Source organism: Bradyrhizobium sp. I1.14.4, assembly GCF_050435825.1.
GTDB lineage: Bacteria > Pseudomonadota > Alphaproteobacteria > Rhizobiales > Xanthobacteraceae > Bradyrhizobium.
In genome coordinates this window covers 95,362-120,782 of the sequence record NZ_JBNDLA010000009.1, presented here as the reverse complement: position 1 = coordinate 120,782, position 25,421 = coordinate 95,362, and the positions used below count along the sequence as shown (strand labels likewise).

The 25,421-nt window shown below is 64.1% G+C and carries 27 protein-coding genes; 12 read left to right on the top strand and 15 right to left on the bottom strand.

Going from position 1 to position 25,421, the window contains the following annotated elements; translation table 11 throughout:
- Positions 1-65: 65 nt before the first annotated feature.
- The 3 genes from ABIB78_RS19985 to grxD are packed head-to-tail and all read right to left on the bottom strand — an operon-like array spanning position 66 to position 2,270.
- A complete protein-coding gene (locus ABIB78_RS19985) occupies positions 66-1,346 on the bottom strand; it encodes a serine hydrolase domain-containing protein (RefSeq protein ID WP_429027660.1) in 1,281 nt (426 codons plus the stop codon).
- Positions 1,347-1,386: 40 nt separating this feature from the next.
- Positions 1,387-1,941 (bottom strand): O-acetyl-ADP-ribose deacetylase, encoded by a 555-nt coding sequence (locus ABIB78_RS19980; RefSeq protein ID WP_429027981.1) that lies wholly within the window; start codon positions 1,939-1,941, stop codon positions 1,387-1,389.
- Entirely contained in the window at positions 1,938-2,270 is a 333-nt protein-coding gene (gene grxD / locus ABIB78_RS19975) for a Grx4 family monothiol glutaredoxin (RefSeq protein WP_028336765.1), read from the bottom strand. Before grxD ends, ABIB78_RS19980 begins: the two co-directional genes overlap by 4 nt.
- Positions 2,271-2,562: 292 nt before the next feature.
- On the opposite strand from grxD, the gene egtB reads away from it, so the two are divergent.
- The 3 genes from egtB to ABIB78_RS19960 are packed head-to-tail and all read left to right on the top strand — an operon-like array spanning position 2,563 to position 5,264.
- On the top strand, positions 2,563-3,816 hold the full coding sequence (gene egtB, locus ABIB78_RS19970; protein WP_429027657.1) for an ergothioneine biosynthesis protein EgtB: 1,254 nt from the start codon (positions 2,563-2,565) through the stop codon (positions 3,814-3,816).
- Between the two features lie 53 nt (positions 3,817-3,869).
- Positions 3,870-4,838: an L-histidine N(alpha)-methyltransferase gene (gene egtD, locus ABIB78_RS19965; protein WP_429027655.1), complete on the top strand. Its 969-nt coding sequence runs from the start codon at positions 3,870-3,872 to the stop codon at positions 4,836-4,838.
- Between the two features lie 30 nt (positions 4,839-4,868).
- The gene (locus ABIB78_RS19960) at positions 4,869-5,264 is read left to right on the top strand and encodes a DUF4345 domain-containing protein (RefSeq protein WP_429027652.1); all 396 of its coding nucleotides are present in this window, start codon (positions 4,869-4,871) and stop codon (positions 5,262-5,264) included.
- Positions 5,265-5,275: 11 nt separating this feature from the next.
- Here the strand turns inward: ABIB78_RS19960 and ABIB78_RS19955 are convergent, their stop codons facing one another.
- Together ABIB78_RS19955 and ABIB78_RS19950 are read right to left on the bottom strand one after the other, a co-directional pair.
- The gene (locus ABIB78_RS19955; protein WP_429027649.1) at positions 5,276-6,457 is read right to left on the bottom strand and encodes a low temperature requirement protein A; all 1,182 of its coding nucleotides are present in this window, start codon (positions 6,455-6,457) and stop codon (positions 5,276-5,278) included.
- A 33-nt stretch (positions 6,458-6,490) separates the two neighbouring features.
- On the bottom strand, positions 6,491-6,727 hold the full coding sequence (locus tag ABIB78_RS19950) for a BolA family protein (protein WP_016843470.1): 237 nt from the start codon (positions 6,725-6,727) through the stop codon (positions 6,491-6,493).
- Positions 6,728-6,909: 182 nt separating this feature from the next.
- On the opposite strand from ABIB78_RS19950, the gene ABIB78_RS19945 reads away from it, so the two are divergent.
- Positions 6,910-7,269, top strand: a complete 360-nt coding sequence (locus ABIB78_RS19945) for a DUF427 domain-containing protein (RefSeq protein WP_429027647.1) — start codon at positions 6,910-6,912, stop codon at positions 7,267-7,269.
- 121 nt (positions 7,270-7,390) lie between these two features.
- On the opposite strand, the gene ABIB78_RS19940 is transcribed toward ABIB78_RS19945, so the two are convergent.
- Complete coding sequence (locus ABIB78_RS19940; RefSeq protein WP_429027646.1) at positions 7,391-7,564, bottom strand: DUF1328 domain-containing protein; 174 nt, start codon at positions 7,562-7,564, stop codon at positions 7,391-7,393.
- A gap of 199 nt (positions 7,565-7,763) precedes the next feature.
- Between ABIB78_RS19940 and ABIB78_RS19935 the strand changes: the two genes are divergently transcribed.
- The gene (locus ABIB78_RS19935; protein WP_429027644.1) at positions 7,764-8,948 is read left to right on the top strand and encodes an acyltransferase family protein; all 1,185 of its coding nucleotides are present in this window, start codon (positions 7,764-7,766) and stop codon (positions 8,946-8,948) included.
- Positions 8,949-9,125: 177 nt separating this feature from the next.
- A complete protein-coding gene (locus ABIB78_RS19930; protein ID WP_429027641.1) occupies positions 9,126-9,386 on the top strand; it encodes a GlsB/YeaQ/YmgE family stress response membrane protein in 261 nt (86 codons plus the stop codon).
- Between the two features lie 110 nt (positions 9,387-9,496).
- Here ABIB78_RS19930 and purL read toward each other — a convergent pair whose 3' ends face one another.
- A complete protein-coding gene (gene purL / locus ABIB78_RS19925; protein ID WP_429027639.1) occupies positions 9,497-11,728 on the bottom strand; it encodes a phosphoribosylformylglycinamidine synthase subunit PurL in 2,232 nt (743 codons plus the stop codon).
- Between the two features lie 174 nt (positions 11,729-11,902).
- Here purL and ABIB78_RS19920 point away from each other — a divergent pair, with 174 nt between their 5' ends.
- Positions 11,903-12,382, top strand: a complete 480-nt coding sequence (locus ABIB78_RS19920; RefSeq protein WP_429027636.1) for a PaaI family thioesterase — start codon at positions 11,903-11,905, stop codon at positions 12,380-12,382.
- A 273-nt stretch (positions 12,383-12,655) separates the two neighbouring features.
- Positions 12,656-14,884: an alkaline phosphatase family protein gene (locus tag ABIB78_RS19915; RefSeq protein WP_429027633.1), complete on the top strand. Its 2,229-nt coding sequence runs from the start codon at positions 12,656-12,658 to the stop codon at positions 14,882-14,884.
- 90 nt (positions 14,885-14,974) lie between these two features.
- Here ABIB78_RS19915 and pstS read toward each other — a convergent pair whose 3' ends face one another.
- Positions 14,975-15,967, bottom strand: a complete 993-nt coding sequence (gene pstS / locus ABIB78_RS19910) for a phosphate ABC transporter substrate-binding protein PstS (protein ID WP_429027631.1) — start codon at positions 15,965-15,967, stop codon at positions 14,975-14,977.
- A gap of 284 nt (positions 15,968-16,251) precedes the next feature.
- Between pstS and ABIB78_RS19905 the strand changes: the two genes are divergently transcribed.
- Positions 16,252-17,232 carry a DMT family transporter gene (locus ABIB78_RS19905; protein WP_429027629.1) on the top strand — a complete coding sequence of 327 codons (981 nt, stop codon included), beginning with the start codon at positions 16,252-16,254 and terminating at the stop codon, positions 17,230-17,232.
- Positions 17,233-17,241: 9 nt separating this feature from the next.
- Here the strand turns inward: ABIB78_RS19905 and ABIB78_RS19900 are convergent, their stop codons facing one another.
- The 5 genes from ABIB78_RS19900 to purC are packed head-to-tail and all read right to left on the bottom strand — an operon-like array spanning position 17,242 to position 20,521.
- Positions 17,242-18,204 carry a tripartite tricarboxylate transporter substrate binding protein BugD gene (locus ABIB78_RS19900; protein WP_429027627.1) on the bottom strand — a complete coding sequence of 321 codons (963 nt, stop codon included), beginning with the start codon at positions 18,202-18,204 and terminating at the stop codon, positions 17,242-17,244.
- Between the two features lie 5 nt (positions 18,205-18,209).
- Complete coding sequence (gene purQ / locus ABIB78_RS19895; RefSeq protein WP_429027626.1) at positions 18,210-18,911, bottom strand: phosphoribosylformylglycinamidine synthase subunit PurQ; 702 nt, start codon at positions 18,909-18,911, stop codon at positions 18,210-18,212.
- Between the two features lie 4 nt (positions 18,912-18,915).
- Entirely contained in the window at positions 18,916-19,482 is a 567-nt protein-coding gene (locus ABIB78_RS19890; RefSeq protein WP_429027624.1) for a hypothetical protein, read from the bottom strand.
- A gap of 13 nt (positions 19,483-19,495) precedes the next feature.
- Complete coding sequence (gene purS, locus ABIB78_RS19885; protein WP_407151658.1) at positions 19,496-19,738, bottom strand: phosphoribosylformylglycinamidine synthase subunit PurS; 243 nt, start codon at positions 19,736-19,738, stop codon at positions 19,496-19,498.
- 15 nt (positions 19,739-19,753) lie between these two features.
- Entirely contained in the window at positions 19,754-20,521 is a 768-nt protein-coding gene (gene purC / locus ABIB78_RS19880) for a phosphoribosylaminoimidazolesuccinocarboxamide synthase (RefSeq protein ID WP_016843454.1), read from the bottom strand.
- A 349-nt stretch (positions 20,522-20,870) separates the two neighbouring features.
- Here purC and ABIB78_RS19875 point away from each other — a divergent pair, with 349 nt between their 5' ends.
- Positions 20,871-21,194, top strand: coding sequence for a DUF1476 domain-containing protein (locus ABIB78_RS19875; protein ID WP_429027622.1), 324 nt, complete (start codon positions 20,871-20,873; stop codon positions 21,192-21,194).
- A gap of 32 nt (positions 21,195-21,226) precedes the next feature.
- Here ABIB78_RS19875 and ABIB78_RS19870 read toward each other — a convergent pair whose 3' ends face one another.
- Entirely contained in the window at positions 21,227-22,171 is a 945-nt protein-coding gene (locus ABIB78_RS19870; protein WP_429027621.1) for a LysR family transcriptional regulator, read from the bottom strand.
- A 112-nt stretch (positions 22,172-22,283) separates the two neighbouring features.
- On the opposite strand from ABIB78_RS19870, the gene ABIB78_RS19865 reads away from it, so the two are divergent.
- Both ABIB78_RS19865 and purB read left to right on the top strand, forming a co-directional pair.
- Complete coding sequence (locus ABIB78_RS19865) at positions 22,284-23,111, top strand: isocitrate lyase/PEP mutase family protein (RefSeq protein WP_429027619.1); 828 nt, start codon at positions 22,284-22,286, stop codon at positions 23,109-23,111.
- Positions 23,112-23,408: 297 nt separating this feature from the next.
- Complete coding sequence (purB, locus tag ABIB78_RS19860) at positions 23,409-24,839, top strand: adenylosuccinate lyase (RefSeq protein ID WP_429027617.1); 1,431 nt, start codon at positions 23,409-23,411, stop codon at positions 24,837-24,839.
- A gap of 95 nt (positions 24,840-24,934) precedes the next feature.
- Here the strand turns inward: purB and cynS are convergent, their stop codons facing one another.
- Positions 24,935-25,417 (bottom strand): cyanase, encoded by a 483-nt coding sequence (gene cynS / locus ABIB78_RS19855; protein ID WP_429027616.1) that lies wholly within the window; start codon positions 25,415-25,417, stop codon positions 24,935-24,937.
- Between the last annotated feature and the right edge of the window lie 4 nt (positions 25,418-25,421).

The window sequence follows — 25,421 nt, the reverse complement described above, 5'->3', positions numbered from 1 at the left end:
ATGCTGTTATTCTTTTTGTTTGACGCGTTTTCTTCACGCGAACCGGTATCCACTTCGAAAACGCTCTAGTTTTCCATGGCTTCATAGACGAGCAACTTCAACGTCCGCTGGATACGCTGGCGCTCGGTCGGCGTCTGCTCCAGCAGGACGAAGAACATGTCCTGCTTGCGGTCGATGACGAAATAGCAGCCGCTGGCGCCGTCCCATTTCAGCTCGCCGAGATCGCCGGGCGGCGGCGGCTTGGCGTTGCCGGGATCGGTGCGCACTCCGATCCCAAGCCCGAAGCCGAAGCCGTCGCCGGGAAAATAGAAATAGTCGCGCTCGACGCCGGAGCCCGGCCCGACACGGTCCGTCGTCATCTCCTTGAACGTCTCGGGCTTCAGGATGGTCTTGCCCTCGAGCGTGCCGCCATTGAGCAGCATCTGGGCGAAACGCGAATAGTCCGCCATGGTCGAGACCATGCCGCCGCTGGCGGATTCCCATTTCTTGACCTTGGTCGGATCGTTGACCCGGCCAACCCGGAAATCGCTGTCATTCGGCATCGGCTCGGCCATTAGCTTCTGTTTCTCAGGATCGGTGACGAAGAAGCGGGTGTCGTTCATGCCGAGCGGATCGAGCAGCTTCTCGCGTTCGATCGTCAGGAGCGGCTTGCCGGTGGCGACTTCCATTACGCGCGCCAGAATGTCGGTGGAATGGCCGTATTGCCAGAGCGCGCCGGGCTGGTTGTGCAGCGGCAGCTTGGCGATCCGCTCGGCGAATTCGGCGAGGTCGAAATCGCCGGCATAGACGTTGGCCTCGCGATAGGCCTTGCGGACCAGGGTGTCGCCATAGAAGCCGTAGGTGATGCCCGACGTATGCGTCATCAGATCGAGGATCGTGATCGGCCGCTTCAGCGGCACCAGCTCGAGCGTCTTGGTGCCGTCCTCGGCCTTCTTCTCGACGCCGACTTTCATATTGGCGAATGATGGAATGTATTTCGAGACGGGATCATCGAGCTTGTACTTGCCCTCTTCCAGGAGCTGCATCGAGACCACGGCGGTGATCGCCTTGGTCATTGAAGCCAGGCGGAAGATGGTCTTGTCCGTGATCGGCGCCTTGCTGACCACGTCCTGCACGCCGAAGGCCTGGTGATACACCGGCTTGCCGTGCTGCTGGATCAGCACGATGGCGCCTGGAATCTTGCCGGTCGCGACCTCGTTCTTGAAGAACTCGCCGATCCTGGCGAGCTTGTCGGGATTGAAATGCGCGCCCGCCGGAATCTCATAGGTGCCTTCGGCGCGCACCATCGGCGCCGCAAGCGCCACCGCGGCGGCTGCGGCCGCGCACGTCAATCGAAATAAATACATGAACCCCCTCCCGGATACCGGCGGAAGTGTAACCACCGTGTCAGTCCGCACAAGGGCTGCCAAAGGCATCCAGGACATTCTGATGAAGCTCGCCGCTCTGGACCGAGAAGCAGCAGAAGATCACCTGTGTGACGTCGGGTGCCGCCGCCAGGGCGTCGACGACAGCCTTGACCGCGATCTTGGTGGCCCGATCAGCTGGGAAGCGAAAGGCGCCCGTCGAAATGGCCGGGAATGCGATCGATGCGAGATTGTTGGCCCGACATAGTTCGATGCTGCGGCGGTAGCAGGACGCGAGCTGCGCATCCTCACCGCGGTTGCCGCCGTACCAGATCGGACCGACCGCGTGGATCACATGCTTGGCAGGGAGCCGATATCCCCTGGTGATCTTGGCATCGCCAGTCGCGCAGCCGTTGAGTGTCCGACACTCGGCCAACAATTCCGGACCGGCAGCCTCATGGATCGCGCCATCGACGCCGCCGCCGCCGAGCAACGATGAATTGGCCGCGTTGACGATGGCGTCAACGCGGAGCACCGTGATGTCGGTAACGATGACTTCGAGCCGCGCCTTGCCGATCTGGCGCGCCGTCAAGGTCAGGCAGCCACGTCGACCGGGATGCCCTTGTCGGCGAACAGCTGCTGCAATTCACCGGCCTGGAACATCTCGCGGATGATGTCGCAACCGCCGACGAACTCGCCCTTCACATAGAGCTGCGGAATGGTTGGCCAGTTCGAATAGACCTTGATGCCGTCGCGCAGCTCGGCCGATTCGAGAACGTTGAGGCCTTTGTAGCCGACACCGATGTGGTCGAGGATCTGAACGACCTGACCGGAAAACCCGCACTGCGGGAATTGCGGCGTGCCCTTCATGAACAGCACGACGTCGTTCGACTTCACTTCGTTGTCGATGAATTGCTCGATGCTCATTTTCGCTTCCTTCGGGGGCGGCGCTCTCAAGCCTTGCGGGCCGGCCCGCCCTTCTAACCCGTGACCAACTATATATGTAGCTCAAACCATTGTGCATCCAAAGCAAAATGGCGGAAATCTGGCATGCGGCAGGGGCCGGACGGCACCCCAAAAAGCGCCGGGATTATCTGACGGTCCCAATATCATCGAGGGGGAGGCTTTTTTCCCGTAATGGAGCCCCTATCTAGGACGAACTGTCCGTCTGGAACCAGTTTGCCGAAGCAACGTTCTCCCCTTGAATCGGAGACCATCGTTGACGAAACCAGCCTCTGCCGCCGCCGCCATTTCCGGCGCCTCCCCGTCATTGTCCTCCGAATCCGGGCCGCTCGCCCAGCGGCTGGTGGACGCCTATAGCGCGGTCCGCGACGAGACCGAGCGCCGGGTCGCCCCGCTGTCGCCTGAAGACCAGTTGATCCAGTCGATGCCGGATGCGAGCCCCGCCAAGTGGCACCGCGCCCATACGACCTGGTTCTTCGAGCAGTTTCTGCTCGGCGCGCACGTCAAGGGCTACACGCCGTTTCATCCGGACTACGCCTATCTGTTCAATTCCTATTACGTCACCGCCGGGCCCCGGCACGCCCGCCACCAGCGCGGCCATCTGACCCGCCCGACCGCCGACGAAGTCACCGCATATCGCCGCCATGTCGACGCCGAGGTGGTGAAGTTCTTCCGGACCGCCGCAGCGGACAAGCTCGAGGCGCTGGTGCCGCTGGTCGAGGTCGGCCTCAATCACGAGCAGCAGCATCAGGAGCTGATGTACACCGACATCCTGCATGCCTTCGCGCAGAACCCGATCCCGCCGGCCTACGATCCGGCCTGGCGCTTCCCGGCGTCACACCGCGGCGCTGACGAATGGGTGACGCTCAGCGAAGGCATCCACACCGTCGGCCACGCCGACGACAGCTTCCATTTCGACAACGAGAAGCCCGCGCATCGCGCTCTCGTCGGCCCGGTCAAGCTCGCCAAGAACCTCGTCACCAACGCCGACTGGCTCGCCTTCATGAAGGACGGTGGCTATTCCAGCGCGACGCTGTGGCTGATGGATGGCTTCGGCACCGTCAGCAACGAGGGCTGGCAGGCGCCCGGCCACTGGCGCGAGATCGACGGCGAATGGAAGATCATGACGCTGGGCGGTCTGCAGCCGATCGATCCGCAGGCTCCGGTTTGCCATGTCAGCTATTACGAGGCCGACGCCTTCGCCCGCTGGGCCGGCAAGCATCTGCCGACCGAGATGGAATGGGAAGTCGCGGCGCGCGCCGGTGTGCTCAACGACGCCTACGGCATCGTCTGGCAATGGACCCGGAGCGCCTATTCGCCCTACCCGGGCTACCGCGCGATCGAAGGTGCGCTCGGTGAGTACAACGGCAAGTTCATGGTCAACCAGCTCGTGCTGCGCGGCTCGTCGCTGGCGACGCCACCCGGTCACAGCCGTGTCACCTATCGAAACTTCTTCTATCCGCACCATCGCTGGCAATTCACGGGGTTACGCCTCGCCGACTATGCCTGATTGAGTCCTATCGACATCAATAGCGCGCCGGTAAGCGCGTTCGGGAGAGTATCATGAATGTGCATGCCGCCGCTTTGGCAAAAGCGTATCCATTCGACGAAGCGACATCGGCGTTTGCGGGCGACGTGATCGGCAATCTCGCGCGTCACCCGAAACGGTTGTCGCCGAAATATTTCTACGACGCCACCGGCTCGGAGCTGTTCGAGCAGATCACGGTGCTGCCGGAATATTACCCGACGCGCACCGAGCTCGGCATCCTTCGCGATCGCGGCGCCGAGATCGCCGCGATCATCCCCGAAGGCGCGGCGCTGGTCGAGTTCGGCGCCGGCGCGACCACCAAGGTGCGCCTGCTGCTCGAGCATTGCGAATTCGCAGCCTATGTGCCGGTCGATATCTCGGGCGATTTCCTCAAGGCCCAGGCCGACGGCCTGCGCCGGGATTTCCCCGGTCTCGGCATCTACCCGGTCGCGGCCGATTTCACCACGCCGTTCGCGTTGCCCGAGGCCGTCGCGGCCATGCCGAAGGTCGGCTTCTTCCCGGGTTCGACGCTCGGCAATTTCGAGCCGAGCGAGGCCGCCGCCTTCCTGCGCAGCGCGCGCAAGATCCTCGGCCACGGCGCACAGATGATTATCGGCGTCGACCTCGAGAAGGACGAGCGCGTGCTGTACGACGCCTATAACGACGCGGCTGGCGTCACCGCACGCTTCAACCTCAATGTGCTTGTTCGCATCAACCGCGAGCTCGGCGGCAATTTCGACCTGTCGGGCTTCACCCACCGCTCGATCTACAACCGCGACCGCCATCGCATCGAGATGCACCTGATCAGCCGCAAGGCGCAGACCGTGCGCATCCTCGGCAACACCTTCGCGTTCCGTCCCGGCGAGAGCATTCACACCGAGAACAGCTATAAATACAGTCTCGAGCGTTTCACCGCGCTCGCCCGCAGCGCGGGCTGGACGGTGCGCGAAAGCTGGACCGACGCCGACACGATGTTCTCGGTGCACGCGCTGGTCGCGGGCTAGCACCGAAGCAGCGGGGATAGGGCGCCGATCATGGGCAGGCGTGCGCTGCAGATTGCGACGGCGGTGCTCGCCCTCGTCCCGATCCTGACCGGCATCATCACCATGCTCGGCGTGAGCGACCCGCTCTATGCCTCGTCGGGCGTTCCGGCGCTGCCGGTGCTGGACAGCAATCTGCGCTTCTTCGGCGGGGTCTGGCTCGGTCTCGGCCTTGCTCTGCTCTGGCTGGTGCCGCGTATCGAGAGCGAGAGCGTGCTGTTTCGCGTGGTCTGGGCCGGCATCTTCCTTGGCGGTATCGGCAGGCTGCTCTCGATGGCGGTGGTGGGCTTGCCGCCGCTGCCCTTCGTGGGCTTCACCGCGCTCGAAGTGATCGGCGCCCCGCTGTTCGTCTATTGGCAGCACCGCGTCGCCACGGCAGGTCGCAGTTAGCGCGGCCCCCCCTACTCCTCGCCCTCCGTCGACCGCAGCGAGACCGATTCCCATGCCGCGACCACGATCATGATCGCGGTGGTGACGATCGAGAGCATGAGCGGCGACATCTCGCGGGCAAAATAGGCCGTGATCGCCAGTGCGATGATGCCGACGCCGTGCGAGAGCTGCAGGAAGTTGCGGATCACGTACTTGAACAGGATGGTCCCGACCAGGAACAGCGCAGGACCGCCGACCGAGCTGACGATCGTCTTGAGATCGGAATGGCCGCCGGGGTGCTTCAGCACCAGTTCGTCGGCGACCGCGGTGAGGATGATGCCGCCGACGATCGGCATGTGCAGATAGGTGTAGGCGATCCGCGCCACGCGGCCGGATTCCTCCGCCTTCGAAATCATTTCCGAGCCGGCTTCGGCGCCCTTGTGGAAATAGATCCACCACATCGCGATGCTGCCGACCAGCGCCGAGATGAACGCGGCGACATTCTCCGGCGTCCAGGTCAGCTCGGCAAAGGTTGCGCCATCGACCACGATGGCCTCGCCGAGCGCGATGATGATGAAGCCCGCGCAGCGTTCGGCCATATGGCCGCCCTCGACCGACCATGCCTCCATCGAGGAAAATCCGAGCCCCGGCGTCCAGAACCGCGCGGCCGGCGCGACATATTCGATGCTCAGCGCCGCGATCCAGAGCCACATCCGGGTCTCGTGCTCGGCGAAGCCGCCGAGAATCCAGAGCACGGCCGAGCAGCTCAGCCAGGTCAGGATGCGGATCGCGTTGTGGCGCACCGCCGTCCGGCGCCGCGGCGTCGCCAGCAGCCAGAATGCCGTGCGGCCGACCTGCATCGCCGCATAGGTCCCTGCAAACCACAGCCCGCGCCCCTCGAACGCGGTCGGAATAGAAGTCGACAGCAACAGCCCGCCCAGCATCAGGACGAACAGCAGCAGGCGGACCGGCGTCAGGTCGGGATTGAGCCAGTTGGTGACCCAGGTCGTGTAGACCCATACCCACCACACCGCGAGGAACAGCACCGTAACCTGCACCGCCCCTGATGGGGTGAAGTGATGCAGCAGCGTATGCGACAGCTGCGTGACGGCGAAGACGAAGACGAGGTCGAAGAACAGCTCGGCATTGGTGACGCGGCTGTGCTGGTTCGGCACGATGACGCGAAACATCGCACCGCGCGGATTGTCTGCCATCGCTCGAGGCCCCCGCCCGCTGGTTTGTCGGGCCTAGCCTTCCGGCACGCCGGTCTGCAGGGCCAGCGCGTGCAGCACACCGCCCATCTGGCCCTTCAGCGACTGGTAGACGATCTGGTGCTGCTGGACTCGGGATTTGCCCCGGAATGACTCGGAAATGACAGTGGCCGCGTAGTGGTCGCCGTCGCCGGCCAGATCGCGGATCGTCACCTCGGCATCGGGGATCGCTGCCTTGATCATCGATTCGATATCACGGGCGTCCATCGGCATCCCAGTCCACCTCCGTCAGGTCGTTCGAATCAGGGCCGGCTTGGCAGCCATGCAGGTAAAACCTAGCGCCTGAGGTCTTCTAGGTTATCCCGGGCACACTATATTCCCATTCCTAGCGATTTAAACCTGCATCAATCGGTCACAAGCCATCACGCCGAAATGACCAGAAGAGGCGCAGAACCATGAAGCTCCCCGGCCCCGACCATCCGATCACGATCACGCCCAATGCCAAGCGCGTCCGCGTCACCGCCGACGGCGTCGTGATCGCCGAGACCATCCATGCGCTGACCTTGAAGGAAGCAAGCTATCCGGCCGTGCAATATATCCCCCGGCAGGACGCCAACATGGAGTTGTTAAGCCGCACCGAGCGGACCACGCACTGCCCCTATAAGGGGGACGCGAGCTATTTCAGCATCAAGGCCAACGGCAAAACGCTGGACAATGCGATCTGGACCTATGAGGAGCCCTTCCCGGCCATGACCGAGATCACCGGCCACCTCGCCTTCTATCCGGACAAGGTGAGGATCGAGGAAGTCGCCTAGGCCGTCTCGCCGCAAGCGCCGGGCCCAGCCGGCCCTTCGCCTCGCGCAAACCCAGCCTGAAAAACGTAAATGCCCGGGCGAGACCCGGGCATGACGACGGAAGTGTTCGGCCGGATCGCCGCTAGACCCTGAATATCGTGAGCCCGAGGATCAAGAGCACCAGGAAGATCACGACGAACACGTAGAACAGGAAGCGTGCGACGTCGGCGGAGGCGGCTGAAATGCCAGTGAAGCCGAGCAGGCCCGCGATGATCGAGACAACAAGGAAGATCAGCGCCCATTTCAGAATCGTCATTGCCTGCTCCTCGAGACAACTCGCCCTGCGCGTGTCCGGTTGTCCCGAATAACGCCCCCTACCAAGCCCAGTTCCAAAAACGAAACAGATCCACTGAACTGAAATGACCGACCTCGACACCCCGGAAGCGAGCCGATTGGGTCTTGCTGAATCGAGTTCCCGATTGCAACATCAGGGTGCAGACCCGGCTGGGGGCACCATGAAATCGATTGCTCACGCGGCTCCGGCCGTCGACATCCAGGCAGCGCCGAAGCTCCATAAGCGCAACGTCGCCCTGGACCGTGCACGCACCTTCCTGACGCTGGTCGTGCTGCTGCACCACGCTGTGATCCCCTACACCTATTTCGGGCACACCGACCCGACATCGTGGATCGGCTTCGACTGCGTGGTGCTCGCCACCGACAGCTTCTTCATGGCGATGTTCTTCTTCCTGTCGGGGCTGTTCGTCTGGCCCGGACTCGGCCACAAGCCGTGGCTGATCTTCCTGCGCGACCGGTTGCTGCGGCTCGGCCTCCCCTTCGTGATCTGCGCGGTCACCGTGATTCCCATCGCCTATTACGCGATCGCGCTGCGCGCGACGCCGGAGCTTACCTTCTCCGAGTTCTGGTCGAAGACCATGACGGTCGGGCCGTGGCCGAGCGGTCCGATCTGGTTCGTCTGGGTCCTGATGACCTTCGACGTGACGGCGAGCCTGCTGTACCGGGTATCGTCGCGTCTGCTCGACCCGATCAACCGTCTGTCGATCAAGGGATTTGAACGTCCCTCGAAATTCTGGCTGTTCCTCGTCGTCGTCAGTGCCGCCGTCTACCTGCCGATGCTGGTCTCTTACGGCCAGAACTACTGGTTCGAGCTCGGACCGTTTTCGGTGCAGGCGAGCCGCGTGCTGCTGTATGCGGCGTATTTCTTCATTGGTGCGGGGATCGGGGCGGCAAACCTCGAGGGAGGCCTGCTCAGCGCGCACGGACGGCTGACCGAGAGGCGCTGGTTCTGGACCGGGATCACACTGATCCCCTACTGCCTGATGTGGGTCATGATCTACGTCAAGCGCCAGATCATCGGTAACCCCGATCCGCTGCCGGGCTGGTATCTCGCGATCTACGGCACCTTCTACGTGCTGTTCAGCGCCTCGATCCTGTTCGCGATCCTGGCCTACTTCCTGCAATCGAAATCACCGGGGCCGACGCTGCTCGACCGCATGCAGAGCGACGCCTACGGCATGTTCCTGGTGCACTATCCGATCGTGCTGTGGCTGCAATACTGGCTGTTCGATATGGATTTGCCGGCGATCGCAAAGGCCGTGATCGCGTTCTTCGCGACCGTGGCGCTGAGCTGGGCGGCGACCGCCGTGCTGCGCAGGATTCCCGGCTCAAAATACGTGCTTTAGTTTTGCAGTACGTATTCGCAGCGTCGGGACCGCATCTCCTCTCCTGCTTGCGGGGGGATGGCAGGCTTGAGCCCCTCGTTGTGGCCGACAAATTGGGCACAACCTGCCATTGGTCACATGCCGCCGGGTGATTCTCGGTTATGCTGGCCGGACTGCTTGACCTCAAGGAGTCCTGGGATGAACGACCCTCAAGTTGGATGGATCGCCGCGATCATCGTCGGCGGATTGGCCGGCTGGCTCGCCGAGATGTTCATGAAGACCGGAACCGGCATCGTCATGAATATCATCCTCGGCATCGTCGGCGCCGCGCTGGCGAACTGGCTATTGGGTCTGCTCGGCGTGTCGCTCGGCGGAGGATGGATCGGCTATCTCGTCGCCGGCTTCATCGGCGCCTGCGTCATCATCTTTGCGTGGCGCGCGGTCCGCGGCGCGACGTAAAATTTGATCCGAACGGATCGCATTTGAGCAAAAAGCAATAGCGCGATGACGGGTTCATCGCGCTATTGAGGTCTTCCTTGCTTGACGCCGCAGCGCCTGATGCAGCCTGATCAGGCGGCAGTGCTGCGCATATAGTTCGGCAGCCAGTGCTCGAAGGCGCGGGACAGGCTTTCGACGGTCACCGGCGGCTCGCCGGCGACCGCAATCGCGTCCCCGCCGGTGGTGCCGATGCGCGCGCAGGGCACGCCGGCACCCTTCATCTTGGCCAGCACGAGGCCTGCGTCGGCAGCAGGCACGGTGACGATGTAGCGGGCCTGGTCCTCGCCGAACCAATAGGCATGTGGCACGTGCGAGGACGGCGCCGCCAGCAGCTGTGCCCCGATGCCGCTCGCAATCGCCATCTCGGCCAGCGCGATCAGGAGCCCGCCGTCGGAAACGTCATGCACCGCGGTCGCGGTGCCGGCGTGGATCATGCCGCGGATCACGTCGCCGTTGCGCTTCTCGGTGGCGAGATCGACCGGTGGCGGAGCGCCCTCCTCGCGGCCGCAGACGTCGCGCAGGTACACCGACTGGCCGAGCCAGCCTTGGGTGTCTCCGACCAGCAGGATCGCCTCGCCTGCCGCCTTGAATGCCAAGGTCGCCGACCTGGTGAAGTCGTCGAGCAGGCCGACGCCGCCGATCGAGGGCGTCGGCAGGATGCCGCGGCCGTTGGTCTCGTTGTAGAGCGAGACGTTGCCGGACACGACCGGGAAGTCCAGCGCGCGGCAGGCCTCCGAAATGCCCTTCAGGCAGCCGACGAACTGGCCCATGATCTCGGGCCGCTCCGGATTGCCGAAGTTGAGGTTGTCGGTGATCGCGAGCGGCCGGCCGCCGACCGCGGTGATGTTGCGCCAGGCTTCGGCGACCGCCTGCTTGCCGCCCTCGAACGGATCGGCCTCGCAGTAGCGCGGCGTGACGTCGACGGTGAGCGCGAGCCCCTTCGGCCCGTCCTCGACGCGAACCACCGCGGCATCGCCACCGGGACGCTGCATGGTATTGCCCAAGATGACGTGGTCGTACTGCTCCCACACCCAGCGCTTCGAGCACAATTCGGACGTGCCGACCAGCTTCGTAAGAGCCTCCGCGATGCCGAGCGGCGGTTTGACGTCCTGCCCACGGATCACCGGCAGCGCAGTCGAGGCGACGTGCGGGCGGTCATAGACCGGCGCCTCATCGCCGAGCTCCTTGATCGGCAGATCAGCCATCACGTCGCCGCCATGCTTGACGACGAAACGCTTGGTCGGCGTGGTGTAGCCGACGATGGCGAAATCGAGCCCCCATTTGCGGAAGATCGCCTCGGCCTCTTTTTCCTTCTCGGGCTTGAGCACCATGAGCATGCGCTCCTGGCTCTCCGAGAGCATCATCTCGTAGGCGCTCATGCCGGTCTCGCGGGTCGGCACCGCGTCGAGATCGAGGTCGACGCCGAGATCGCCCTTGGCGCCCATCTCGACCGCCGAGCAGGTCAGGCCCGCCGCGCCCATGTCCTGGATCGCGACCACGCAATCGGCCGCCATGATCTCGAGGCAGGCTTCCAGCAGCAGCTTCTCGGCGAAGGGATCGCCGACCTGCACGGTCGGGCGCTTCTCCTCGGAGGCATCGTCGAATTCGGCCGACGCCATCGAGGCGCCGTGAATGCCGTCGCGGCCGGTCTTGGAGCCGAGATAGACGATCGGCATGTTCACGCCCGAGGCCGCCGCGTAGAAGATCTTGTCGGCGTCGGCGAGGCCCACCGCCATCGCGTTGACCAGGATGTTGCCGTCATAGCGGGTATGGAAGCGCACCTGGCCGCCGACCGTCGGAACGCCGAACGAATTGCCGTAGCCGCCGACGCCCGCGACCACGCCGGAGACGAGATGCCGGGTCTTGGGGTGCTCCGGCGCGCCAAAGCTCAGCGCGTTCAGGCAGGCGATCGGCCGCGCGCCCATGGTGAAGACATCGCGCAGGATGCCGCCGACGCCTGTGGTCGCGCCCTGGTAGGGCTCGATGTAGCTCGGGTGGTTGTGGCTCTCCATCTTGAAGACCACCGCCTGGCCGTCGCCGATGTCGATCACGCCGGCATTCTCGCCGGGGCCCTGGATCACCCAGGGGGCCTTGGTCGGCAGGCCGCGCAGATGAATGCGCGACGATTTGTACGAGCAGTGCTCGTTCCACATCGCCGAGAAGATGCCGAGTTCGGTGAAGGTCGGAACCCGCCCGATCAGCTTAAGGATGCGCTCATACTCGTCCGGCTTCAGCCCATGGGCGGCGACGAGTTCGGGGGTGATCTTGGGCTCGTTCTTGGGCGCGTTCTTGGGCTCGGTCATGGGACCCTTAATAGGTAGATCGAACGGGGGCGAAAAGGCCTTTTACGGGGCATTTCCGCCCTGTCCAGAGCTTTGCGGCCAGTGTCGGTCGGCCCGGGATTTGCGCCCGGGATTTGCACAATGGGGATGGATCGGATTTAAGGACCCGAACCCGATAATTGAAGGCCATATTTCGTGAACGAGCTCGCCAAAACCGCATTCAACCGCCGTCCCGACCTGCACGTCGAAACCGAGGGCGAATTCGCCGGCTGGCGAACCTGGACCCGGGACAATTTCGAGACCCATACCGGCCCCTTTTACCACCGCATGGACGAGAACGGCCGCATCGCCTGCGCATTCCGGGTCGGCAAGAAGCACCTCAACGGCTCCGGCAACGTCCACGGCGGCTGCTTCATGACCTTCGCGGACTACTGCCTGTTCGCCCTCGCCGCCTCGGTGCTCCAGGGCCCGGGTGTCACGGTGTCGTTCGCCTCGGAATTCCTCGATGCGGCGCGCGAAGGCGACCTGATCGAATGCACCGGCGAGGTCACCCGTGCCGGCGGATCGCTGATCTTCGTGCGGGGCATGCTGACCTCAGCCGAGCGGCCGCTGTTCACCTTCTCCGGCACCATCAAGCGGGTGAAGCGCAAGGCGCCGGCGGAGCCGACAGTGTAAAATTCACAACCCGCTTCGCGCGAAAGCGCGCGACGTCGGTGGACACATGCCGTCATCCAGCCGTTACATCGGCACGGATGAATCGAAAGCACAACTCTAGCTCGTTGTGTTCACGCGCGTTCTTCGCGTGACGCAATGCGAACGCCAGCTGTGACGCGACGCCGTGCTGTCGTTGCGTCGTCGCGCACGCGTCACATGCGCGTCAGCCAAGCCCCTGAAGATTGCTGAACGGTTTCCGTTTGTGCGTTCGCGCAGCGAATATGGGGCATTCTCATGAAATTGAAGACGTTTGTTTCCGTGACGACGGCGATGTCGCTTGTCGCATCACTGGCGTGGACTGCGACTCCGGCGCGCGCCGGTCAGGACGGCGACAATAGTGATCGCGGGATTGGCGATTCTCGCCGTCACGACCAGGATCTGGACCATGACGGCGACCATCATGGCCGCAAGCCGCGCGTGGTGTTGATCTCGCTCGATGGTGCCAAGCCCGATTTCATCCAGAAATTCATCGAGGAAGGCGTGCTGCCGCGAGACGGCGGCCTGGCCCGGCTGAGCCGGCGCGGCGCGGTGGCGTTGCAGAACGTGACGGCGTCGCCGTCGCTCACCGCGGTGTCGCATATCGCGATCGCGACCGGTTCGACGGCGGTCCACAACGACATCCCCTCGAACACCTTCGAGCCGATCGTCGGGCCGATCTCGAGCAGCATCAGCGGCTTTGCGGCGCCGATCGGCGGCTACAACGAGAGCCCGCTCGGGCCGTCGCCGCACCCGACGGCACAGCCCTTATGGGTGCAACTGCGCCAGCAGGGCAAGAAGGTCATCACCGCGACGTGGCCCGGCGGCGACGGCGCCGACATCTCCATCAACAAGACCGTGGTGCAGCCGGCCCAGCCGACCCGCGTGACCGATTTCACCGTGCCGTTCGGCGCGTTCGGCGGCATCGGGGCCCAGGGCTTCTCGCTGTCGCGAAGCGATTTCACGGCCGATCCGGGCATCGTGGCGGCGCTACAGGCTGCGGGCCGTTTCTCGTTCAGCCCGGTGCTGGTGACCTCGGCGCCGATCGAGACGTTCTCATGCTCCGCCGCGGCGACCGCGACCTGCACCAACGCGTCGACGCTCGACGTCAGATATTCGATCCGCGTCGCCGCAATCGATACCACCAATGATCGCAAGGTGAACTACGACACGCTGGTGTTCTTCGACGACAACCGCGGCATTACCGCCGGACCGTTCCACGCGCCATCGACCGGGCCGGCCTATGTCAAGTTCGGCGGCGAGAACGCACCGTTCTTCTTTGAAGGCAGCGGGGCGAAGGTCGGTGCCGCCTACTTCGTCTCGGCGCTGTCGCCCGACCTCTCGGTCGTGCGCTTCGCCCGCTACGGCGCCAACTTCATCCCGCGCAATACGCCGGTGCTTGCCGATGTCGACGACATCAACAACAACATCGGCTTCTGGCGTCCGCAGGCCGACTTCCGCATTCCGGAACGCCTGAGCCCAGGCTTCACCAGCTTCCCCGACGTCGAGATCGAGACGATGTACGAGGACATGGTGAAGACCTTCGTCCGCTACCAGGCGAATATCGGCGAGCGCGCGATCAAGACTCATCCCGACGCCGACCTCGTCATGGTCTATATCGAGCAGCCCGACGGCTCCGAGCACCAGTTCCTGCTGACCGATCCCCGCCAGGGCACCAGCCCGACCGATCCGAATTCGATCGGCGCCAACCAGGATTCTGCCAAGGTCAAGCGATACGCGTCCTACATCCGCTTCGCCTACCAGATGGCCGACAAGGCGGTGAAGCAGATTGCCGATGCGGCGGGCCGCGACAGCAATGTCGTCGTGGTGTCGGATCACGGCTTCGCGCCGTTCCACACCTCGGTCAATCTCACCAACATCCTCCGCAACGCGGGCATCGACACCAGCAAGGTCGGGATCCGCACCTCCGGCCCGGCCGCCGACATCTACATCAACCTGCAGAACCGCGAACTCGGCGGCACCGTCGATCTGGCGACCTACCGGGCCTTGGTGGCGCAGATCACCGACGCGGTGAAGAACGCGGTCGATCCCAATGCGCGCTTCAACTACTCGCTCAAGGACCAGCGCATCTTCACCGTCGTCGAGACCCGGCCGCTGCAATGCGACGCCGGCACCGGACAGTGCACCAGCAAGACCGTCGGCCAGGACTATGGCGACGTGTTCGCGCTGATGGCACCCGGCTACAATTTCGACGGCGTGCAGAATCCCGGCGTCGCGCGCCAGGGCGATGCGCCGTTCAGCGCGGCAACCACCGCGCTGTCGATGCCGAACTTCTACGGTGCCCACGGCCACGACCCCGAACTTCCGGTGATGAGCGCGACGTTCATCGCCGCGGGGCCGCAGATCCGCAAGGACACCGTGGTGCGGCACATGCGCAATATCGACGTAGCGCCGACCATCATGCGGCTCCTCGGCACCACCCCGCATCAGGTCGATGGCGAGGTGCTGAGCGAGGTCCTGCGCTAGATCTCGCGCCGGTAGTTCCGGCAAATGTTAAGCGATGGACGCCAGAACGGCGTCCATCGCGGCATTAGGCCTCTCCAAATGCATGCAACGTCAGCGCTTTGCGGGCGTCGCCACCGACGCCGTGAGCGCCTCGAAATTGTGTTGCCAATACTGCTCGATTTGCTCGACCAGCGTGGCCGGCAAGGGAACGTAGTTGAGCAATTGCGCCTGCGACTTGCCTCTCTCCAATGACCAGCGCAGGAAGTCGATCGCGGTTGCCGACCGGTCGGGCGATTTCGGCTGCTTGTGCATCAAGACGAATGTCGTGGCCGTGATCGGGTACGCGTCTTCGCCCGGCGCGTTGGTGAGGACCAGGTTGAAATCCTGCGTCGTCGTCCAGTCGGCGCTTGAGGCCGCAGCCTGGAACGATGCGGCGTCCGGCGTGACGAAATTGCCGGCACTGTTCCGTACCAGGCCGAACGAAATCCGGTCGAGCCGTTGCAGCGCGTAGGCGTATTCGAGATAGCCGATCGCCCCTGGAATCAGACTGACGAGCGAGGCGACGCCATCATTGCCCTTGCCGCCGAGCCCGACCGGCCATTCGACCGACGTACCCTCTCCGACGCTTGCCTTCCACTGCGCGCTGATCTTCGAGAGATAGTTCGACCAATTGAACGTCGTGCCCGAGCCATCGAGGCGATGCACCACGGTGATCGCCGCGCGCGGCAGCCTCAGATCGGGATTGACCGCCTGGATGGCCGGGTCATTCCATAATTTGACGTTGCCGAGATAGATGTCGGCGAGCAGCTGCCCGGTGAACTGGATCTGGCCGGGCTTGACGCCCTCGATGTTCACCACCGGCACGACGCCTCCGATCACGATCGGGAATTGCATCAAGCCGAGCCTGTCGAGCTCTTTCGGATCGAGCGGCATGTCGCTCGTGCCGAAATCGACGGCTGCCTTCTTGATCAGGCCGACGCCGATGCTCGAGCCCACCGATTGATAGCTGACGGTGTTGCCGGTCTTTGCCTTGTAGGCATCGATCCATTTCGCCATCACCGGTGACACGAAGGTTGAGCCCGCGCCCTTTGTCTCCGCAGCCAAGCACTGCGTTGCGACGATCAGAGCAATGAAAATGATCGGTAATCTGAAATGCTTCGTCATGCGTTCGAGCCTAGCAGGACGCGCGACATGCCCGTGTGGGCCATGTCACAAAACGGTAATATGAGCTGGAGCGGCAGACGGCACGCGCCCTCAGCCCGCGCCTGGGGCGCAGCCTGCCAATTCCTCCAAACGGGATATCCGCGCAAATTCAATGCTCTAGCGTTGCAGCGTGCAGCCACGCTAGATTGCTGCTTCGCGCGCCAATGCGCGGGGGAGCCAACAAGGTGCCGAAGAGCACAGCGAAGACGGGCGGCGCGACGGCTCCCGCGATAACGCCGATCCTGTCCACCGCGCCGGGCGCGCGGGGCTGGCGCGACTATGCGCTGCTCGTGGCGCTGGCCTGCTGCTGGAGCTCGACCTATCCGCTGACCAAGATCGGGCTCGGCTCGATCCCGCCGGTCACCTTCATCTCGGCGCGCTCGCTGGTCGCCGCCCTGTTCCTGCTCGTGGTGCTGCGGATCCGCGGCATCCGCATCCCGACCGACATCAAGGCCTGGAAGCTGTTCGCCTTCCAGCAGACCATCAACTCCACCGTCCCGTTCCTGGTGATCACCTGGGCGCAGCTCTATGTGCCGGCGTCCAACACCGTGGTGCTGGCCTCGACGACGCCGATCTTCGCCTTCCTGATCACCTGGGCGATCACGCGGCACGAGCCGGCCTCGCCGCTCAAGCTGGTCGGTGCAATCCTCGGCCTCGCCGGCACGGTCGCGATCATCGGCCTCGACGCGCTCTCAGGCTTCGGCAAGGAGATCTTCGCCGAGATCGCGATCCTCCTCGCCACCGTCTCGTTCGCCTGCGCCACGATCTTCGGGCTTCGGCTGTCGGACTACGATCCGATGGTGGTGGCCGCCGGCTCGCTGCTGTTCGGCGGCACCGTGCTGCTGCCGGTCGCGTTGATCGTCGACCATCCCTGGACGCTGCACCCGACGCCACAGGCGTTGGTCGCCACCGTCGTGATGGGCATCTTCTCCAGCGCGTTCGGGTTGATGCTGTTCTACATGTGCCTGACGCGGCTCGGAACGCTCACCACAAACGCGCAGGGTTACCTGCGGATTCCGATCGGCGTCGCATTGTCTGTGCTGCTGCTCGGGGAATCGGTGCCGTCGAACCTGGCGCTGGGCCTCTTGCTAGTCATGGCCGGCGTCGCGGCGATGACGGTGCCGGCTGAGGCCATCAAGCGGTGGTTGCGGCGGCTGCGACGATAGGCTTGCGGCCTACTTCTTGTCGTCCGCCAGCAGCGCGCGGTATTTCGCGACGTCGCGGGTCACGAGTTGCTGCAGCACCTCGGGCGCGAGCTCGTTGGCGTCGGGCGCGACCGTCGACAAATCGACAAAGCGCTTCTTCACCGTCTCGCTCGCGACCGCAGTGCGCGCGGCGGCGTTCAGCTTGGCGATGATGTCGGGCGGCGTGCCCTTGGGCGCGAACAGCCCGTTCCAACCCTGCGCCTCGAACTCGGGCAGACCGGCCTCGGCCGAGGTCGGCAACTCCGGCAGCGAGGCGAGCCGCACGGTCGAACCGACCACCACCGCTTTCACCAGCTTGTCGTCGATCGCCTGCGACACCGAAGCCGCGGCATCGCAGACGCCATCGATCTGGCCGCCGATCGCGTCCGTCAGCGCCGGCGCCGCGCCGCGATAGCCGACCAGTTGCACGTCGATCCCGGCGGCATGCACGAAGCTCTTGCAGATCAAATAGTTCGACGAACCGACGCCGGCATGGCCGAGATTGACCTTGCCCGGATTCTTCTTCGCGTAGTCGATGAATTCCTTGAGATCCTTGGCCGGAAAATCCTTGCGCAGCGCGACGATGCCGAAGGTTTTCGCCACAACGGCAATCGGCGCGAAGGAGTCGGGCGTGAACGCCAGCTTCGGATAGATGGTGTAGGTCGCCGCGTTGGTTCCGGCATTGCCGATCGCGATCGTGTAGCCGTCCGGCTCGGCGCGGGCGGCGCGGGTCAGCGCGGTCGAGCCGCCGGCGCCGCCGACATTCTCGATGATGATGGTCTGGCCGAGCGCTGTGCCCATCTGGTCGGCCACCGCGCGGGCGATCACGTCGGACGTGCCGCCTGCCGCGAACGGCACGATCATCGTGATCGGACGCTTCGGGAAGTCCTGGGCGTTGGCCGCCGTCGCAAGCACAACCGCCGCAGCCGCGGCAAGGCACCACCGCCGCAGCATTGTCCTTACGCCGCCTTTTCGTGATGCTGGACCAGGCCTGCGAACAGGCCGCGGCCGTCGGTGCAGCCCATGATCTCTTCGACGTGGTTTTCCGGATGCGGCATCATGCCGAGCACATTGCCGCGCTCGTTGACGATGCCTGCGATCGAATGCGCGGCGCCGTTGACGTTGGAGGCCTCGTCGACCACGCCCTCCGGCGAGCAGTAGCGATAGAGCACCCGCCCGTCGCCTTCGAGCCGCTTCAGCGCCTCCTCGTCCGCCTCGTAATTGCCTTCGCCATGCGCGACCGGCACACGGATCACCTGGCCGGCATTGTAGCCGCGGGTGAACGGGGTGTCGGAGCGTTCGACCCGCATATGCACGTCGCGGCAGACGAATTTCAGCTGCGCATTGCGCATCAGCACGCCCGGCAGCAGCCCGGATTCGCACAGGATCTGGAAACCGTTGCAGACGCCGAGCACGAGCCCGCCCTTGGCCGCGAAGTCGCGCACCGCGTCCATGACGGGCGCGCGGGCCGCGATCGCGCCGCAGCGCAAGTAATCACCATAGGAGAAGCCGCCCGGCACCACGACGAGGTCGGTGCCCCTGGGCAGCGTGGTCTCGGCGTGCCAGACCATCGCGGTCTCATTGCCGGAGGCGAGCTTGAGCGCGCGCGCCATGTCGCGCTCGCGGTTGATGCCAGGGAAGACGAGGACGGCTGATTTCATCGGATCACCGGATCTTGGACGCTAGAGCAACCATGAACTTTGCGTAGTTGTCATTGCTGGCCTTCTCGTTGTGGGCCGAGCTGATCAGGCTGGCAGAGGCGCGCGCACCGAACAGCAAACCATTGACTTGATACTCGCTGACACCGTTTGGCGTCACGGTCAGGCGCCGTGCCCGGAACATGCGTGGCACTGCAGTTCCCTTGTCACCATCGACCCCTAGAATCGTGATGCGCTCTCCCGGCGTTCGCTGCTCCAACGCCTTGATGATCTGGTCCTGGCTGTCACGGAACTGCTCCAGGGTCATCGGATTGTCAGCAGCATAAAGCCGAAAGCTGACCTTGGACCCCGCACCGCAGCTCGATTGTTCGCAGTGGAAGACGTGCCTGTCAGCACCGCTGCGCTCGTAACGCCAGCCGCTGACTGCAACCGGCGGCCGCTGCGTCGCGGATGGTGGCGCCGGCACCGATTGCGCCGAAGCACCTCCGATTCCAGCAGCCATCAGCAGGACAAGCAAGAACGATGGGACCAAGGCGCGATTGCTGCCGGAACGGGCGGGAGCGGCGGATGTCATGTGGCTCGCTCGGTCAGCTCAGGAGTTCGACCCGATAGTTCTCGATCACGGTATTCGCCAGCAGCTTGTCGGCGGCGGCCTTCAGCGCCGCCTCCGCCTTGGCCTTGTCGGTCGCGGCGAGTTCGATGTCGAACACCTTGCCCTGGCGGACGCTGGCGACGCCGTCGACGCCGAGCGATTTCAGCGCACCCTCGATCGCCTTGCCCTGCGGATCGAGGATGCCCGACTTCAATGTCACAGTCACACGTGCCTTCACGGTCGCCCCTTAAGCTTAACTCTTCACCAGCACCGGGCCGCTGCCGGCCGGCCGCTCGTTTTCGATCAGGATGCCGAGGCGCTTTGCCACTTCGGTATAGGCCTCGAGCAGGCCACCGAGATCCCGGCGGAAACGGTCCTTGTCGAGCTTCTCGTTCGACTTGATGTCCCACAGGCGGCAGGAGTCCGGCGATATCTCGTCGGCGACGATGATCCGCATCATCTCGTTTTCGAACAGCCGCCCGCACTCCATCTTGAAGTCGACGAGACGGATGCCGATGCCGAGGAAGAGGCCGGTCAGGAAGTCGTTGACGCGAATGGCCAGCGCCATGATGTCGTCGATCTCCTGCGGCGTGGCCCAGCCGAAGGCGGTGATGTGCTCTTCTGACACCATGGGGTCATTGAGCTGGTCGTTCTTGTAATAGAACTCGATGATCGAGCGCGGCAGCTGGGTGCCCTCCTCGATCCCGAGCCGCTGCGACAGCGAGCCGGCGGCGACGTTTCGCACCACCACCTCGAGCGGCACGATCTCGACCTCGCGAATCAGCTGCTCGCGCATGTTGAGGCGGCGGATGAAGTGGGTCGGCACCCCGATGTCGTTGAGGTGCTGAAACAGGTACTCCGAAATCCGGTTGTTGAGGACGCCCTTGCCCTCGATCACCTGGTGTTTCTTGGCGTTGAACGCGGTCGCGTCGTCCTTGAAGTGCTGGATCAGGGTTCCCGGCTCGGGGCCTTCGTAAAGCACCTTGGCCTTGCCTTCATAAATACGGCGTCGACGGCTCATTGGGATGTACCGTGTTTTGTTGAAATCCATGGATTTGGGTGCTCCGGATGACTTGGGGTTACGACCCACGACGGAGCTGCCGCGGAGGCCTGGAACCTGGGTAATCCAACTGGAAACAGAACAAGAACCATGCCTGTTGGCAACCTATCCGATTGGCCCATCCAGCACAATCGATAGTGCCCCCTTGGGGGCACTTATACCGCCCTATCATAAAGGGCCGATTCCGCCTGTTTTGCCTGCGGCTTAACGGCTCGTTGTCTTGCCGATTCCTCTTACCTATCTAGGCAGGCACCGGGGCTGCCGCAACGCGCAGCAGCCCGCCATTCAGCAGGGGATTGGAACTTCGGCCATGAGCGAATTCAACAAGCGCGAGGAAGGTTTCGAGAAGAAGTTCGCCCTCGACGAGGAGCAGAAGTTCAAGGCCGAGGCCCGCCGGAACAAGCTGCTTGGCCTGTGGGCCGCCGAGAAGCTCGGCATCGCAGGCGATGCCGCCAACGCCTACGCCAAGGAGGTGGTGGCCGCCGACTTCGAGGAAGCCGGCGACAATGACGTTCTGCACAAGGTTCTGAGGGACCTCACCGCCAAGGGCCAGGTCGTCACCGAGCGCGACGTCCGCGCCAAGATGGACGAGCTGCTGGCCGTGGCCGCGGCGCAAGTGAGGGCGGGAACCTGAGTTCACGCGCCGCCTGAGCTTCAATTCAATCTTTACGCGCGCCGGACACCGTTCCGGCGCGACGTGTTTGTGCCCCTCGCCTTCGTGAAATCGGCCCGGATGATATCGAGCAGGCGGCGTGACGCGGCGCTGAGGAAGCCGCCATGCCGCGTCACCGCGACAACCTCGTGACTTGCGGTGAGATTGCCGACCCGGATCGTCGCGATCGTCGATGCGCGCAATTCCTCGGCTGCATTGCTGTGTGACAGCAGCGCGATCCCAAGCCCGGCCTCGACCAGCCGCTTCTGCGCCGTCAGGCTGTCGACCGGCGTCCAGGCGACTTCGCCGAGCCCGTGTGTCAGGAACAACGCGAACACATGCGAGGCGGTGATCTCGCGGCGTCCCGGCACCTCGGGAAAGGCGATCCAGCGCTCGTCCCTGAGATCGGCGAGCTTGCCGAGCCTGCGTCCGGCCAGCGGATGGTCCGGCGCGCAGACCACCTGGAGCGGCTCGGCGAACAGCACCTCGCAATCGAGATCGCCTGAGCGGTCGCGATCGTAGCGCAGCCCGATCGTCGCCTCGCCGCGCCGAATCAGATCACTGACCTCGGCGCTTGTGGCGGTGCGCAGCGTCAGCGCGACATCCGGATGCCGGCGGGCAAAGCGCTTCAGCACTTTCGAGAGCCGCTCGCCGGCGAGCGTGCCCGTCACCGCAAGCGCCACCGGGCCGGAATTGTCACGCAGCAATGCGCGCACCGCATTCTCGGCGTCCTGCGCCGCCGCCACCGCGCGTTCGGCATAGGGCACCATCACTCGCCCGGCGTCGCTGAGCCTCGTCTTGCCCGCGATCCGCTCGAACAGGGGCACGCCGAGCTCCTGCTCGAGCAGCGCGATGCGCCGGGAAATCGCCGGCTGCGAGCGATGCAGCGCCTTGGCGGCATGCGAGATCCCGCCGCGCCGATGCACCACCAGGAACGTGTTGAGTGCGTCGCTGTCCATGTCGGACCTCATGCAAAAAGCTGATGCTATCGAGAGAAATAACAAATTTGTCTGATGGAAGAAACCGCCCTATCGCTTGGGCCAGTCGATCTCGGAACAGACAGGAGCTCAGATGCGCACGCAGGCAGACAAGGCAGCAAGGTTTCGCGAGCTGCATCAGCGGCCCGGCGCCTTCATCATTCCAAACCCGTGGGATGCCGGAACGGCGAAGCTGCTCGCGGCGATGGGCTTTGAGGCACTCGCGACCACCAGCCTCGGGCTCGCCAACACGCTCGGCCGCGCGACCGTCAGCCTCGACGAGATCATCGAGAATTGCCGGGCGATCACTGATGCCACCGACCTGCCGGTCAGCGCCGACCTCGAAAATTGCGGAGCCGACATGCCGAAGCTCGCGGCCGAGGCCATCCGGTTCGCCGCCGAAGCCGGCGCCGTCGGCGGCTCGATCGAGGATTCGACCGGCAATAGCGAGCATCCGATCTATGAATTCTCGCTGGCGGTCGAGCGCGTTCAGGCCGCCGTCGAGGCAGCGCGGGCACTGCCGTTCCCGTTCACGCTGACGGCGCGGGCGGAGAACTTCCTGCACGGCCGCAAGGATCTCGACGACACGATCAAGCGGCTGCAGGCCTTCGAGGCCGCCGGCGCCGACGTGCTGTATTCACCGGGCCTCTACGACATCCGCACTATCAAGACCGTGGTTTCGGCGCTGAAACGGCCGTTCAACCTCGTGATGGGCTTTGCCGACCCGACCCTGACGGTCGAGCAGCTGTCCGCCGCCGGCGTCAAGCGCATCAGCGTCGGCGGCGCGATGCAGCGCCACGCGCTGGCTGCGTTCCTGCGCTGTGCCCGCGAGATGAAGGACAACGGCGCGTTCAGCTTCGTCCGCGACATGGCGCCGGTGAAGGAAGTCCGCGAGGCGTTCTCTGCCACAGAGGGCGCATAGAGAGTAGTGAATGGCGAATCTTCCGGCACGTCGCCGCTCGCGGCGGCGCGCTTCGATTTGCGCGACCGTACAAAACGACGGACAGAGAGAACTGGACCAGCGACGTGCCCGCGTCATTGCGAGGTGCGGCGGCGGCGAGCCGTCGGCCGGCGCCGCCCCGGATTGCCTGGGGCGGCGTCCGTAGGGATCTGGTATGGTGGGGCAACGCCGCAAGCCGCCCTGGTGCTATCGCTCTCGACAAGCCAGAGCAGCTCACGGCTTGCAGCCGGCTCCAGGTAATGCCAAGAGAGCGGGATCATGTCCCAAGATCACATTTCCAACGTCCTCGCGGAACGTTATGCCTCACCCGCCATGCGCGCCATCTGGAGTGGCGAGGGCAAGGTTCGCCTCGAACGCGACTACTGGATCGCCGTGCTGAAGGGCCAGCGCGATCTCGGCATTCCGGTTCCGGAAGGCGTGATCGAAAGCTACGAGCGCGTGAAGGACCAGATCAACCTCAAGTCCATCATGCAGCGGGAGCGCGTCACCCGCCACGACGTCAAGGCACGCATCGAGGAGTTCTGCGATCTTGCCGGTCACGAGCACCTGCACAAGGGCATGACCAGCCGCGACCTCACGGAGAACGTGGAGCAACTGCAGGTCTACCGCGCGTTGCAGCTCGTCGAGACCAAGAGCGTCGCCGCGCTCGTTCGATTTGCCAGGCGCGCGCGGCAATTGCGCGACATCCCGTTCACTGCACGCACCCACAATGTGGCGGCGCAGGTCACCACGCTCGGCAAGCGCATCGCCATGTCTGGCGAAGAGATGCTGCTGGCGCATCAGAGCCTGGTCAATGTGCTGCAAACCTATCCCGCGCGCGGCCTGAAGGGCGCGGTGGGCACTCGTCTCGACCAGATCACCCTGTTCAATGGTGATGCCGGCAAGGCGCGCGCGCTCGAGCAGCGCATCCTCGTTCACCTCGGCCTGCCGAAGGCCCTTGATGCCGTTGGTCAGGTGTATCCGCGCAGCCTCGACTTCCGTGCGGTCAGCGTCCTCACCGAGCTCGCCAGCGGCCCCGGCAACTTCGCCAAAACCATACGCCTGATGGCGGGCCACGAACTCGCCAGCGAAGGTTTTGCGAAAGGCCAGGTTGGTTCCTCGGCCATGCCGCACAAGATGAACAGCCGCTCTTGCGAGCGCATCAATGGCCTGCATGTGATCTTGAAGGGCTATCTCGCCATGGCCTCAGGGCTCGCCGGCGATCAGTGGAACGAGGGCGATGTCTCCTGCTCCGTCGTCCGTCGCGTCATGCTGCCCGATGCCTTCCTCGCCACGGATGGACTGCTCGAAACCCTGCTCACCGTGCTCGATCAGATGGACGTGTTCGAGGCGGTCGTCGAGACTGAGCTCAACCGCTACCTCCCCTTCCTGCTGACCACCACGGTGATGATGGAAGCGGTGAAGAAGGGCGCCGGCCGTGAAGGCGCGCACGAGGCGATCAAGGAGCATGCCGTTGCTGCCATCGGCGACCTCCGCACCGGCAAGATCGTGCAGAACGATTTGCTGCAGCGCCTCGCCGCCGATCAGCGTCTGGGCTTGAGCGCAGCCGAACTGCAGCTTGTGCTCGATCACGGTCGCGCCAACTCCGGCGACGCCGGGGCCCAGGTCGATTACTTCGCCGAGCAGGTCGAGGCTCTGGCCCGCGCCAGGCCCGAAGCGGCGAGCTACGCGCCAGGCACGATCCTGTGATGTCAGAGGTGGTCTGAAGCGCTCGCGAATAGTGAGTAGCGAATAGCGAATGAGGAAGATACCATCTCACTATTCGCCATTCGCTATTCGCCCGCTTACTCCTCCTTGAAGCCGTATTCTGGCACGTTGCCGCTGGCGCCGTAATATTTGTACGGCAGGAACTTGCCGCTCATGGTGATCTTGACGCGGTCGCCCTTCGGGTTCGGCAGCCGCTCCATCACCATGTCGAAGTCGATCGCCGACATGATGCCGTCGCCATACTCTTCCTCGATCAGCGCCTTCCAGGCCGGCCCGTTGACCATCACGAGCTCGTAGAAGCGATAGATCAGCGGATCGGTCGGCGGCATCGGCATGCCGCGCATCGGGGTCTCGTTCAGCATCGTGATCTCGGACTTCGACAGGCCGAACAGCTCGCCGGCATTCGCCGCCTGCGGCTTTGTCAGCTTCATCTGGCCGAGGATCGCGCCGGTTATCAGCACCTCGGAATAGCCGCCGATCTTTTCGCAGATATATTTCCAGCTCCAGCCCTTCTCGCGCTTGATGTCGAGCAGCTTCTCGGTGAGGTCTTCGCGTTTCATTAGG